Source organism: Streptomyces sp. NPDC024017, from assembly GCF_040638895.1.
Lineage (GTDB): Bacteria > Actinomycetota > Actinomycetes > Streptomycetales > Streptomycetaceae > Streptomyces.
Window position 1 is genome coordinate 230,295 of record NZ_JBEZYZ010000014.1, and the last position, 12,779, is coordinate 243,073.

Consider the following 12,779-nt stretch of genomic DNA (forward strand, 5'->3'; position numbering starts at 1 on the left):
GCCCGGTGAGGCATGCGCCACAGCCCCGGCGGATCACTCCCCGGCCACGTCCTTCGACGGCGGTTCCGTGCTGCCCGGCCGGGCCCGCACCTCGTCGGTGCACTCGTAGCGGCGCGGGGACTCGGGACCGGGTGCGCCCAGCACCACCGAGCCGTCCCCCTCGGCCGCCGCCGAGTCGGAGAAGGTGCAGACGATCTGCGCGAGGGCGTACGAGGTGAGGCCGGCCGGTGCCGTGCTCAGCCGCAGCGTGTCCTCCGGGTCGCCGGGGCGCGGCCCGCCGACGGTGATGCCGCCGCGGACGTCCGTGCTGTAGCCGGCTTCCTTCTCGGCGGTCGACGGCGGTGTGGCGAGCTGGTCCAGCAGACCCTGCGCGACGAGCATGCGCCGCTCGGAGTCGGCCGCGCCGTCCGGGACCCGCACGGTCCGGTCGACGGTCACCAGCGAGGACCCGCACAGCAGGAACACCTGCACCGGCAGCCCCCGGGCGGCCTGTGTGGTGACGTCCGGCTCGGCGAGCGAGCACTGCACCCGCGAGGGCGCGGGCCCGAAGTTGGTCGGCACCTCCGTGGCCCGGATCCCGCAGCCGGCCAGCAGCACGGCGAGGGCCGGAACGGCGAGCAGCCGGGACACGGTCGTGAGACGTGCGGGCATCAGGCGTCCCCCTTCGAGTCCTCGCCCTGGGGCCGGTCGGTGTCGCTCTCGGGATTCAGCTCGTCCTCGGCGGGCTGCTCCTCCGCGGGGGAGGTGCCACGCGGGAGCCGCAGGGTGAACACCGCGCCCGAGTCGGGCGAGTTGGCCGCGGTGATCTCGCCGCCGTGGATGTGGGCGTTCTCCAGCGCGATGGACAGGCCCAGGCCGCTGCCCTCGGAACGCGGCCGGGAGGCGCTGGCCTTGTAGAAGCGGTCGAAGACGTGCGGCAGGACGTCCTCCGGGATGCCGGGCCCGTGGTCCTGCACCTCGATGACGATCGAGTCGTCCGCCTCCCGCACGGACACCCGCACCGGGGAGCCGCCGTGCTTGAGCGCGTTGCCGATGAGGTTGGCCAGGATGACGTCCAGGCGGCGCGGATCCAGGCGGGCGTGGAGGCCGCGCTCGGCGTCCAGCTCGACCGCGTCCAGCCAGGCGCGGGCGTCGATGCAGGCGGTGATCTGGTCGGCGAGGTCGACGTCGTCCAGGACGAGCCGGGCGGTGCCCGCGTCGAAGCGGGTGACCTCCATCAGGTTCTCGACCAGGTCGTTCAGCCGCCGCGTCTCGCTCACCACCAGCCGGACGGCGGGCTCGATCATCGGGTCCATGCTCCCGGTCTCGGCCTCCAGCTCCTCCTCCAGCACCTCCGTGACGGCGGTGATGGCGGTGAGCGGCGTGCGCAGCTCATGGCTCATGTCGGCCACGAACCGCCGGGACGCCTCGTCCCGGGCGGCCATGTCGGCGACCCGTTTCTCCAGCGCCTCGGCCGCGTTGTTGAACGTCCGCGACAGTTCGGCGAGTTCATCGGTCCCCGACACCCGCAGCCGGGTGTCCAGCTTGCCCTCGCCGAGCCGTCGCGCGGCCGCCCCGAGCCGCTGCACCGGCTTCAGCACCGTCGTCGCCGCGGCCTGCGCGAGCAGCGCCGAGCCGATCAGCGCCAGGCCCGTGGCGATGCCCAGCGACCAGGCCAGCGAGTTGAGGTCCTTGGCCTCCGGCTCCAGCGACTTGAGCATGTAGCCGGTCGGACCGCCGCCGATCACGCGCGTACCGGCCACCAGGTACGGGGTGTCGTGGTCGACTATCCGCTGCCAGTACAGGTGGTGCGGGTGCTTGTTGGCCCCGTCGAGCTTCTGCGTCTTGTTCACCGCCGTGCGCAGCGAGACCGGCACGTCGCGCAGCGAGAAGCCGCTCAGCCCGCCGGAGCTGCCGTAGACGGTCCTGCCCTCGGTGTCGCGGCCGACCAGCAGCACGCTGAAGCGCTGGTCGCTGCCCGCCATCTGGCCCGCGGTGTGCTGCAGCTCGTCCTGCGTCGGACGCTCGGGCAGTGCGCCCGCACGGTTCTGCATCTCCTGCTCGAAGTCCCGCAGCACGGCGTCCTGGGTACGGGTGAGCACGGCCTCGCGGTTGAGCCAGTAGGCGATCGCGGACGCCGACACGGCGGCCGTCAGGGCCACCAGGCCGAAGACGACGACCAGTCGCAGCCGCAGGCTGGTGAAGCGCAGCCGCGACAGAACTCCCTTGCGCGCCCCGGTCCAGCCGCGGGCCCCCCCTTGGTGCGCCTGAGTCACTGAGGCGCGTCCAGCCGGTAGCCGACACCCCGCACGGTACGGATGAGCGTCGGGGACGACGGCACGTCCTCGACCTTGGCGCGCAGCCGCTGGACACACGCGTCCACGAGCCGCGAGTCGCCCAGGTAGTCGTGCTCCCACACCAGCCGCAGCAGTTGCTGCCGGGACAGCGCCTGGCCCGGCCGCCGGCTCAGCTCCAGCAGCAGCCGCAGCTCGGTCGGCGTGAGCTGGAGGTCCTCGCCGTTCTTCGTCACGGTCATCGCCGAGCGGTCGATGACGAGGCTGCCGAAGCTCGCCGCGTCGTTCGACTCCCGCTCGCCACGCCGCAGCACGGCCCGGATCCGGGCGTCGAGCACCCGGCCCTGCACCGGTTTGACGACATAGTCGTCGGCGCCGGACTCCAGCCCGACCACCACGTCGATGTCATCGCTGCGCGCGGTGAGCAGGATGATCGGCAACTGGTCCGTGCGCCGGATGCGCCGGCACACCTCGAACCCGTCGATGCCGGGCAGCATCACGTCCAGCACGATCAGATCCGGCCGCTGCTCGCGAAGGAGCTTCAGACCGTCCTCACCGCTGGCAGCGGTCGCCACGCGGTGACCCTGGCGCGTCAGTGAGAGCTCCAGGGCCGTCCGGATGGCGTCGTCGTCCTCGATCAGCAACAGGGAAGGCACGCGCTCATTCTGGCCCATGGAGGGCTCGAGGTTCGACCGGTGGGGCCCAGTCGTTGTGGCCGGTACCGCCGACGCGTGTGTACGAGCTGTGGTCCGGCTGTGGCCGACCCCTGTGACAGGTCTGTGACAGTCGGCGGACACGGCCATGAAAGTGCCGCGGCAAGCTTTTCGGCACAGGCAAGGAAGCCCGCCCGACAGGCGGGCCGCACACCGGAAGTCCACGACGGGGGGCGCGAGATGAACACGCTGCACGGCATCAGCACCAGCGCAGTTGTCACGCGTCTGCACGATGTGCACCGGGGTTCCGAGAAGTCCGGTGCCGTGAGCGGGCGGGGGTGCGCTCGCGGCGCCGGGCGTCAGCACACCGGGTTCATGACGGTGGTTGACGCACCTACGGGGGAGATCAACAAGGGGTCCGCGGCGGCAACCGCCGCGGGCACCGTCGGGGGAGCAGCGTACGGGGAGGGCTCGGGGGAGCGCCGTTCGCTGACGGAGGCGGAGTTCACCGCCTACGTCCAGGAGCGTCGCGCCTCCCTGTACGCAACCGCCTACCACCTCACCGGCGACCGCTTCGAGGCCGAGGACCTGCTGCAGAGCGCGCTGTTCTCGACCTACCGGGCGTGGGACCGGATCAGTGACAAGGCGGCGGTCGGCGGATACCTCCGCCGCACCATGACCAACCTGCACATCAGCGCCTGGCGGCGCCGCAAGCTCAACGAATACCCGACCGAGGAACTGCCGGAGACGCCCGGCGACACGGACGCGATGCGCGGCACCGAGCTGCGCGCGGTCCTGTGGCAGGCGCTGGCCCGGCTGCCCGAACTCCAGCGCACCATGCTGGTCCTGCGCTACTACGAGGGCCGCACGGACCCGGAGATCGCGGAGATCCTCGACATCAGTGTCGGCACGGTGAAGTCCAGCATCTGGCGGTCGCTCCGCCGGCTGCGCGAGGACGAGGTCCTCAGCTTCGGCCGTGACGAGGAGGACGCCTTCGGCGAGCTTGTCGCCTGAAGGTCGGGGGGGAGCACCACAAGGGGGGCACGGGGGAAACAAAGGGGCCCCAAGGGGGAACTGCAGGAGGCGCTGGGGGGCGTCTCCGCAGGAGAGTGGGGGACTCGGGGGAGCACAACGGGGGAGTACAGAAGCGGGACTGGAGGGCCGGGGGGTCCGTCCAGTCCCGCTTTTTCCTGTACCCGGCCCCCCTAGGCCGCCGTGTCGAGGCTCGCGCGCCGGCCGGCGGCCGCTGCCGCCAGCCGGCCCATCGCCTCGTCGCGGTCACAGGCGTACGCGCCCAGCGCCGTCTGGCGGGCGACGATCGTGCGCTCCTGCCGCATCAGCCGCCAGCCGCGGCGCAGCAGGAACAGCACCGACTTGCGGCCCTCCTTCAAGTCCCGCAGGAACCGGCGGCGGAAGGTCTTCACCGGGCCGCGGCTCAGGCACAGCGCGTCGGCGAGGACGCCGAGTTCGCGGCAGCGCGTGACGATCTCCGCGGCGAAGATGCCCTCCGCGATGAACAGCGGGGTCCGTCCGATGTCGACCGTCTCGTCGCCGGTGCGGGCGCTGAGGGCGAGGTCGTAGACGGGAACTTCCGTACGGCCCGTGCGGCACAGCCGGGTGATCGCGGCGACGGCGGTGTCCGCGTCCCACGAGTCCGGATGGTCCCAGTCGATGTCGGAGCTCTCCGCCACCAGGGGCAGGGTCGGGTCGTCGCCCTCCTTGTAGAAGTCGTCGAGCCGCAGCACCGGAAGGCCGGAGCGGGCCGCGAGGAGGGACTTGCCGGAGCCGGAAGGGCCGCAGAGCAGCACGACTCGCGTCGATATGGGCAGTGGAGAACTCACGGGACACCAGTGTGAGGCATCCACCGGGGGCCGTACGACCCCGCGGGTCGCCTTTGATGCGCGTGTCACACCTCAACTACCCTCGGGCACGACCCGATTACCCAGTGCATCAGAAGGTGGCAGTCATGGCCCGACACGACTCTTCCAAGAAGCCGGCCGCCCAGCGTGCCCTGGCCGTCCTCGCGACCGCGGGCGTGACGCTGGGGGCGGGCACGGCGTCGGCCGCCGCGGACGCGTCCTCGATCCTGGGCGTGGTCAACACCCGGCCGACCTCCCTCGGCAAGATCGACCCCCAGTCCGGCCTCCAGGCCGCGACCGGAACCGTCGGCTACGTCACCGGCCCGGTCGCCGGTCTCAAGCCCAATCCGCTCGCCGGTACCGGAGTCGACCCGCTCGACAACGGCGTCGGCACCCAGCTCGCCGACTTCAAGCCGATGACCTCCCAGGCGCTGACGGGGCCGGTGGCCCAAGCCCAGTCGATCGCGAGCATCCCGGTGGTGGGGCAGGCGGCCGGACTGCTCTCCCAGTAGCTCACCGGCCCCGCAGCGGGACCTCCCGGACCAGCCACGACACCGCGAACGCCGCGGCGCACAGTGCGGCCGTGCCGAGCGCGACACCGTGCAGGCCGTCCACCACGCCGGTCCGGAAGGCTTGCCGGACCGGCTCCGGCAGGTCCCGCAACAGCCCGGGTGTCAGCTCCCCTCGGGTCAGCTTCCCGCCCTCGTCGCCGAGCCGGTCCGTCACGGTGGCCGTGAGCCGGCTGGTGTAGACGGACCCGAGGACGGCGACGCCGAGGGCGCCGCCGATGGTGCGCAGCAGGGTCTGGGTGCCGCTGGCCGCGCCCATGTCGCGGGGCTCGGCGCTGTTCATCGTGATGAGCATCGCCGGCTGCATCAGACAGCCGATGCCCACGCCGAGCACCAGCGTCAGGCCGGAGGCCACGGGCACCGTCGTGGCCGTGCCGAGCGTCAGCAGCGACAGCGCCCCCGCCGCGGCCAGCGCGCCGCCCGCGATCGGATAGCCGCGGTAGCGGCCGCCGTCGCCGATCCGCCGGCCGATGACGAGCTGGGCGCCCATCATGCCCAGCATCAGCGGGAGCAGGAGCAGGCCGCTCTCGGTGGACGACATGTCCCGCACGAACTGCAGGTACTGCGGCAGATAGCTCGCCGCCGCCAGCATGGCCGCGCCCGTGACGAAACTGAGGACCTGCGCCACCGTGAAGTTTCGGTCCCGGAACAGCCGGGGCGGGATCACCGGTTCCGGGGCACGCCGCTCGACCCGTACGAAGGCGGTCAGTGCGACCACGCAGACCAGGGCGAGGCCGATGATCTGCGGTGACGTCCAGTCGTACGTCGTCCCGGCCCAGCTCGCCAGCAGCGTCAGGGCGAGGATCGCGCCGGTGAGCAGCCCGGCCCCCGCCAGGTCGACCGGTGCCTTGATGCGAGTCGCGCGCAGCCGGACCCCGTGTCCGATGAGGGCGAGCGCGACCGCGCCGACCGGGACGTTGACGTAGAACACCCAGCGCCAGTCCAGCTGGTCCGTGAGGAAGCCGCCGACCAGGGGGCCGCCGATGATCGCGGCGGGCAGCAGCACCCCGATGAGCGACTGGGCGCGTCCGGCCTCGGCCGGGGTGAGCAGGGTGCCGATGAGCGAGAGCGCGCCCACGAACAGGCCTCCCGCGCCGATCCCCTGCAGGGCCCGGAAGGCGATCAACTGGCCCATGTCCTGGGCGAGTCCGCACAGCACCGAGCCGGTCAGGAACACGGTGATGGAGGTGAGGTAACTGCCCTTGTGGCCGTACAGGTCGCCGAGTTTGCCCCAGACCGGGGTGGAGACGGCCGTGGTCAGCAGGTAGGCGGTGAGCACCCAGGAGAGGTGGTCGAGGCCGCCGAGGTCGCCGACGATGGTGGGCAGCGCGGTACCGACGACGGTGCCGTCGAGCGTGGCGAGCACGATGCCGAGCAGCAGGCCGAGGACGACGAGCCGGGAAGGCGGGGCGGCGGCCGGACGGGCCGCCTCTTCCGCGGTGGTCCCCGCGGCGCCTGTGTCCATGATTCCCCCTGTGTCGCGGTCGGTGGTCAGGCGACGTAGCGGCGGACGGACTTGGCGTCCCGCAGGGCGTGGCCCCACCAGGTCAGCTGGTCGAGCAGGGCCTTCGCGGCGGTGTCGGCGGCGGGGTCCTTGCAGGCGCCGTCCTCGTCGAAGCGGCTCCATGCGTCGTGGAGGCTGACGGTGTTGCGGATGGTCGTGGCGTTCACCTCGGCCAGGACGACCCGCAGGTGCTCCACGGCGCGCAGGCCGCCGGACAGACCGCCGTAGGAGACGAAGCCGACCGGCTTGCCGTGCCACTCCTCGCCGTGCCAGTCGATCGCGTTCTTCAGCGACGCCGGGAAGCTGTGGTTGTACTCGGGCGTGACGAGGACGAAGGCGTCGGCCGCGGCGAGGCGTGGTGAGACGAGGGCCAGCTGCTCCCGCGTGCCGGGCGGCGGCTGCTGACCGAACGCCGGGAACACCGTCGGCAGCGGCGTCTCCGCGAGGTCCACGACGTCGGTGCGCAGGTCGTCGCGCTGGGCGAGATGGTCGGTCAGCCACTTCGTCACGACGGGTGCGAAGCGGCCCTCCCGGGTCGAGCCGACGAGGACGGCGACGCGGAGCGCTTCTGTGGTGGCGGGCATGGGTCTCCCCCTGGATGTGTACGACGTATCTTGGTGCGTACAACGTACACATCGATGTGTACGGCGTCTACTGGGGATACGCTGTACACGACGTCGACCGGGAGGAGCGGGCCATGGCGGTAGCGAAGAAGACGGGCGAGGAGAGCGCGGCCGAGGCGCCCTCTCTCTGGGAGCGCATGGAGCGGCCAGCCCCGGCCCCGCGCGCCTCACTGACCCTGGAGCGGATCGCCGCCGCCGCGGTCGAGATCGCCGACGAGGAGGGCGGTGCCGCCGTCACCATGCGCCGCCTCGCCGGCAAGCTCGGCGTCGCCCCCATGGCCGCCTACCGGCACGTCAACGGCAAGGACGACCTCTGGGCGCTCATGATCGACCGGGTCTCCCGGGACCTGGCCCCGCCGGAGGGTGCGACGGACTGGCGGGAGGTGCTGCGCTCCTACGCCGTCCAGACACGCGAGTTGATGCTCGCCCACCCGTGGATGGCGGTCATGCCGACCCCGGTCATCATGCTCACGCCCTCACGGATGGCCGTGGCGGAGCGGCAGCTGGCCGCGCTCGCCGTCTGCGGCCTGGACGCCGACTCGGTGATGGCCGCCTTCCGGGCGGTCACGTCCTTCGTGCACGGCTCGGCCCAGGCCGAGATCGCCCTGCGCGAGTACCAGGAACGCAACGGCTGGACCAGCGGCGACGAGACCCGCAATGCCCTCGCCCCGCAGATGCGCTACCTGGTGAGCACGGGCCGCTACCCGGCCTTCGAGCAGTACGCCCTCGGCGCCACCCGCAAGGACGACCGGGCCTGGGAGTTCGCGTTCGGCCTCGACTGCGTGCTCGACGGCATCGGGCAGCGGCTCGGGATCTGAGGCGGGACGGACGCGGAGAAGCCCCGGGCCTCCTGGACGGAGGAGGGCCGGGGCTTCCGTATCGAGGGGTGGCGGGTCTAGTACGAGGAACCCGACGCGCCCAGTGACCCCGTGGGGTGCCAGACCGTTTTGGTCTCCAGGAACGCCGTCATGCGGTCGATGCCGGGAGTCTCCGCGTAATCCACAGGCTGTGGACGAAGCACGCGCTTGAGGTTGTCGGCCGCCGCGATCTCCAGCTCCTTCGCGAGAACCTCGTCGGCGCCCGCGAGGTCGATCGCGTTGACGTCCTGGTGGGCGGCGAGCGGGGTGGCGATCTCCGCCGTGCGGCCCGACAGGACGTTGACCACGCCGCCGGGGACGTCCGAGGTGGCCAGGACCTCGGCCAGGGACAGGGCGGGCAGCGGGGACTTCTCGCTCGCCACCACGATCGCCGTGTTGCCGGTCGCGATCACCGGGGCGAGCACCGACACCAGGCCCAGGAAGGACGACTCCTGGGGGGCCACGATCGCGACCACGCCCGTCGGTTCGGGGGAGGACAGGTTGAAGAACGGGCCCGCGACCGGGTTGCCGCCACCGACCACCTGGGCGATCTTGTCGGTCCAGCCCGCGTACCAGACCCAGCGGTCGATCGTGGCGTCCACGACCGCCGCCGCCTTGGACTTCGACAGGCCCTCCGCGTCGGCCACCTCACGGGTGAACTGGTCCCGGCGCCCCTCCAGCATCTCGGCGACGCGGTAGAGGACCTGGCCGCGGTTGTACGCCGTCGCGCCGGACCAGGGGCCCACCGCCTTGCGGGCGGCGACCACCGCGTCGCGGGCGTCCTTGCGGGACGACAGGGGCGCGTTCGCCAGCCACTTGCCCTTGGAGTCCGTCACCTCGTACACCCGGCCGCTCTCGGAACGCGGGAACTTCCCGCCGACGTACAGCTTGTAGGTCTTAAGGACGTTGAGCCGATCAACTGCATTCATTTAACGCTCGCCCTCCGGGCTCGACGGGGCGAGGTACGCCTCCAGGCCGTGGCGGCCGCCCTCGCGGCCGAAGCCCGACTCCTTGTAACCGCCGAACGGCGACGTCGGGTCGAACTTGTTGAACGTGTTGGACCAGACGACACCCGCGCGGAGCTTGTTCGCGACCGCCAGGATGCGGGAGCCCTTCTCCGTCCAGATGCCGGCGGAGAGGCCGTACGGCGTGTTGTTGGCCTTCGCGACCGCCTCGTCCGGCGTGCGGAAGGTCAGCACCGACAGCACCGGGCCGAAGATCTCGTCGCGGGCGACCCGGTGCGCCTGGGTGACGTTCGTGAACAGCGTCGGGGCGAACCAGTAGCCGCTCTCCGGCAGCTCGCACGCCGGCGACCAGCGCTCGGCGCCCTCTGCCTCGCCCTGCTCGACGAGCGAGGTGATGCGCGTGAGCTGCTCCTCGGAGTTGATCGCGCCGATGTCCGTGTTCTTGTCCAGCGGGTCGCCGAGGCGCAGCGTGGACAGGCGGCGCTTGAGGGAGTCGAGCAGCTCCTCCTGGATCGACTCCTGCACCAGCAGCCGGCTGCCGGCGCAGCAGACCTGGCCCTGGTTGAAGAAGATGCCGTTGACGATGCCCTCGACGGCCTGGTCGATGGGGGCGTCGTCGAAGACGATGTTGGCGCCCTTGCCGCCCAGTTCGAGCGTGACCTTCTTACGGGTCCCGGCGATCGTGCGGGCGATCTCCTTGCCGACGGCCGTGGAGCCGGTGAAGGCGACCTTGTTCACGTCCGGGTGGGCGACCAGTGCCGCGCCGGCGTCGCCGTAGCCCGGGAGGATGTTGACGACGCCCTTGGGCAGGCCCGCCTGGCGGCAGATGTCCGCGAAGAACAGCGCCGAGAGCGGGGTGGTCTCGGCCGGCTTCAGGACGACCGTGTTGCCGGTCGCGAGCGCCGGGGCGATCTTCCACGCCAGCATCAGGAGCGGGAAGTTCCACGGAATGACCTGGCCGGCGACACCCAGCGGCCTGGGGTTCGCGCCGAAGCCGGCGTGGTCGAGCTTGTCGGCCCAGCCCGCGTAGTAGAAGAAGTGCGCGGCGACCAGGGGCAGGTCGGCGTCGCGGGTCTCCTTGATGGGCTTGCCGTTGTCCAGGGTCTCGAGGACGGCGAGCTCGCGGGAGCGCTCCTGGATGATGCGGGCGATCCGGAAGAGGTACTTCGCGCGCTCCGCGCCCGGGAGCGCCGACCACTTCTCGAAGGCCCGGCGCGCGGCCTTCACCGCACGGTCCACGTCCTCGGAACCGGCCTGGGCGACCTCGGAGAGGACCTCCTCGGTGGACGGGGAGACGGTCTTGAAGACCTTGCCGTCCGCCGCTTCGACGAACTCGCCGTCGATGAACAGGCCGTACGAGGGCGCGATGTCGGCGATCGCGCGCGACTCGGGGGCCGGGGCGTATTCGAATACGGGTGCCATGGTGATCAGTCCACCGTCACGTAGTCGGGGCCGGAGTAGCGGCCGGTGGCCAGCTTCTGGCGCTGCATCAGCAGATCGTTCAGCAGCGAGGAGGCGCCGAAGCGGAACCAGTGGTTGTCCAGCCAGTCCTCGCCCGCCGTCTCGTTGACCAGCACGAGGAACTTGATGGCGTCCTTGGAGGTACGGATACCGCCGGCCGGCTTCACACCGACCTGGATGCCGGTCTGCGCCCGGAAGTCACGCACCGCCTCCAGCATGAGCAGCGTGTTCGCCGGGGTCGCGTTGACGGCGACCTTCCCGGTGGAGGTCTTGATGAAGTCCGCGCCCGCCAGCATCCCGAGCCAGCTCGCGCGGCGGATGTTGTCGTACGTCGACAGCTCGCCCGTCTCGAAGATGACCTTCAGGCGGGCTGCCGTCCCGCAGGCCTCCTTCACGGCGGTGATCTCGTCGTACACCTTCAAGTATCGGCCCGAGAGGAACGCCCCGCGGTCGATGACCATGTCGATCTCGTCGGCACCGGCGGCGACGGCGTCGCGGACGTCGGCCAGCTTGACGTCGAGCGCGGCGCGGCCGGCCGGGAACGCCGTGGCCACCGAGGCGACCTTCACGCTCGAGCCGGCGACGGCCTCCTTGGCCACGGCCACCATGTCGGGGTAGACGCAGACCGCCGCCGTGGCGGGCGTCGTACGGTCCGTCGGGTCGGGCTGGACCGCCTTGGCGCCGAGCGCCCGGACCTTGCCCGGGGTGTCCGCGCCTTCCAGCGTCGTCAGGTCGACCATCGAGATGGCGAGGTCGATGGCGTACGCCTTCGCGGTCGTCTTGATCGAGCGCGTGCCGAGGGAGGCCGCGCGTCCCTCGAGCCCGACCGCGTCGACGCCGGGGAGCCCGTGGAGGAAGCGGCGCAGCGAGCTGTCGGACGCGGCGACGTCCTTGAGGGGGTGAGCTGCGGTGAGTGCAGAACTGGGCATGGTCACCAGACGAGCATATCTACGCGCGTAGCGGCTGTACAGCCCCCGGGTTCTCTCGGGGCGGATCCGCCGACTGCCGTCGGGCGGATGAGGGACGCGCGGACGGGTCCGGCAGAATCGAGACATGACGAGCCCCGAACCCCAGTCGCCGGCACCGCAGCCTCCGGAGCCCGAGTCCAAGGACCGGGTGTTCCGGTCGGTCCCGGCCATCGCCGGTGGTGTGCTGCTGCTCGCCATCTCCGGGTGGCTCGGCATCGACGCGGTGATCTCCGGGGAGGGGCGCACGCCCTGGATGGCGCTCGCCGTGCTGCTCCTCGTCGTGCCGCTGGTCGTCGCCTTCACCCTGCGGCCGGCCGTGTACGCCGGCGACGACCGGCTGCGCATCCGCAACCCCTTCCGCCTCGTCGTCGTGCCCTGGGGGCAGGTCGCCGCGCTGCGCTCCGCCTACTCGAACGAGGTCCTCACCGAGTCCGGTGCGAAGTACCAGCTGTGGGCCGTGCCCGTGTCGCTGCGCGCGCGCAAGAAGGCCGCACGGCGCGAGATGAGGGCCACGGCGCAGGCGCGGCGGGAGATGGGGCGGGGCGAGGGCCGCGGCAGCGCGCTCGGGATGACCGCGGGGCTCGGCGACGGCCTCAGCCGGGAGCCGATGTCGGACGGGCCCGCGCGGGCCGAGACCGACCGGATCATGGACGAGCTGCGGGGCCTGCGCGAGGCGCGGCACCAGGCGGAGTCGGCGCGGGGCGAGGTGACCGTGCGGTGGGCCTACGAGGTGCTGGGGCCGGCGGCGGCCGGGGCTGTGCTGGTGCTGGTTCTGCTGGTGGTGGGCTGAACGGTCCGAGCGGTTCCGGTAGCGGCGGGCTGACGGCCTGAGCGGTTCCGGTTGTGGTGGGCTGACGGTCCGCGCGGCGGGACCGCCGGGAAAAGCGGTGGAGGCGGTGCCCTCCCCGAGCCTGGGTTCGGGGCAGGAGCACCCGTCCTGTTACGAGTCCTAAGAGAGCATCTGATCAGCGTTCATGTTGTAGTGAGCGGGATGTCCGTTTCGATTCGCCAGGTTGGTGCAGATTCTCCGGTCAGTTCGCGGGACAT

At 71.6% G+C, this 12,779-nt stretch carries 13 protein-coding genes; 4 read left to right on the forward strand and 9 right to left on the reverse strand.

Annotation, left to right across the window (positions count from 1 at the left end):
• Window positions 1-33: 33 nt before the first annotated feature.
• The 3 genes from AB0G20_RS33325 to afsQ1 are packed head-to-tail and all read right to left on the reverse strand — an operon-like array spanning window position 34 to window position 2,929.
• A complete protein-coding gene (locus tag AB0G20_RS33325; protein WP_361308882.1) occupies window positions 34-651 on the reverse strand; it encodes a hypothetical protein in 618 nt (205 codons plus the stop codon).
• Window positions 651-2,255: a HAMP domain-containing sensor histidine kinase gene (locus AB0G20_RS33330; RefSeq protein ID WP_361308884.1), complete on the reverse strand. Its 1,605-nt coding sequence runs from the start codon at window positions 2,253-2,255 to the stop codon at window positions 651-653. The genes AB0G20_RS33325 and AB0G20_RS33330 overlap by 1 nt, the downstream gene beginning before the upstream one ends.
• Window positions 2,252-2,929, reverse strand: coding sequence for a two-component system response regulator AfsQ1 (afsQ1, locus tag AB0G20_RS33335; protein ID WP_053675520.1), 678 nt, complete (start codon window positions 2,927-2,929; stop codon window positions 2,252-2,254). Before afsQ1 ends, AB0G20_RS33330 begins: the two co-directional genes overlap by 4 nt.
• A 237-nt stretch (window positions 2,930-3,166) precedes the next feature.
• Between afsQ1 and AB0G20_RS33340 the strand changes: the two genes are divergently transcribed.
• Window positions 3,167-3,940, forward strand: coding sequence for a SigE family RNA polymerase sigma factor (locus AB0G20_RS33340; RefSeq protein WP_361308886.1), 774 nt, complete (start codon window positions 3,167-3,169; stop codon window positions 3,938-3,940).
• A gap of 191 nt (window positions 3,941-4,131) precedes the next feature.
• Here the strand turns inward: AB0G20_RS33340 and AB0G20_RS33345 are convergent, their stop codons facing one another.
• Entirely contained in the window at window positions 4,132-4,767 is a 636-nt protein-coding gene (locus AB0G20_RS33345) for a uridine kinase (protein ID WP_361308888.1), read from the reverse strand.
• Between the two features lie 125 nt (window positions 4,768-4,892).
• Between AB0G20_RS33345 and AB0G20_RS33350 the strand changes: the two genes are divergently transcribed.
• A complete protein-coding gene (locus AB0G20_RS33350; RefSeq protein ID WP_361308890.1) occupies window positions 4,893-5,297 on the forward strand; it encodes a hypothetical protein in 405 nt (134 codons plus the stop codon).
• Between the two features lies 1 nt (window position 5,298).
• Here the strand turns inward: AB0G20_RS33350 and AB0G20_RS33355 are convergent, their stop codons facing one another.
• Entirely contained in the window at window positions 5,299-6,819 is a 1,521-nt protein-coding gene (locus AB0G20_RS33355) for a DHA2 family efflux MFS transporter permease subunit (protein WP_361308892.1), read from the reverse strand.
• Window positions 6,820-6,845: 26 nt separating this feature from the next.
• Window positions 6,846-7,442: an NAD(P)H-dependent oxidoreductase gene (locus AB0G20_RS33360; RefSeq protein ID WP_361308894.1), complete on the reverse strand. Its 597-nt coding sequence runs from the start codon at window positions 7,440-7,442 to the stop codon at window positions 6,846-6,848.
• Window positions 7,443-7,555: 113 nt separating this feature from the next.
• Here AB0G20_RS33360 and AB0G20_RS33365 point away from each other — a divergent pair, with 113 nt between their 5' ends.
• Window positions 7,556-8,299 (forward strand): TetR/AcrR family transcriptional regulator, encoded by a 744-nt coding sequence (locus AB0G20_RS33365; protein ID WP_361308896.1) that lies wholly within the window; start codon window positions 7,556-7,558, stop codon window positions 8,297-8,299.
• 77 nt (window positions 8,300-8,376) lie between these two features.
• On the opposite strand, the gene AB0G20_RS33370 is transcribed toward AB0G20_RS33365, so the two are convergent.
• The 3 genes from AB0G20_RS33370 to deoC are packed head-to-tail and all read right to left on the reverse strand — an operon-like array spanning window position 8,377 to window position 11,693.
• Window positions 8,377-9,267, reverse strand: coding sequence for an aldehyde dehydrogenase family protein (locus AB0G20_RS33370; protein WP_361308898.1), 891 nt, complete (start codon window positions 9,265-9,267; stop codon window positions 8,377-8,379).
• The gene (locus AB0G20_RS33375; RefSeq protein WP_361308900.1) at window positions 9,268-10,725 is read right to left on the reverse strand and encodes an aldehyde dehydrogenase family protein; all 1,458 of its coding nucleotides are present in this window, start codon (window positions 10,723-10,725) and stop codon (window positions 9,268-9,270) included. It lies immediately after the preceding gene.
• Between the two features lie 5 nt (window positions 10,726-10,730).
• Window positions 10,731-11,693 carry a deoxyribose-phosphate aldolase gene (gene deoC, locus AB0G20_RS33380; protein WP_361308902.1) on the reverse strand — a complete coding sequence of 321 codons (963 nt, stop codon included), beginning with the start codon at window positions 11,691-11,693 and terminating at the stop codon, window positions 10,731-10,733.
• Between the two features lie 124 nt (window positions 11,694-11,817).
• On the opposite strand from deoC, the gene AB0G20_RS33385 reads away from it, so the two are divergent.
• Window positions 11,818-12,522, forward strand: a complete 705-nt coding sequence (locus AB0G20_RS33385) for a PH domain-containing protein (protein WP_361308904.1) — start codon at window positions 11,818-11,820, stop codon at window positions 12,520-12,522.
• Window positions 12,523-12,779 lie beyond the last annotated feature (257 nt).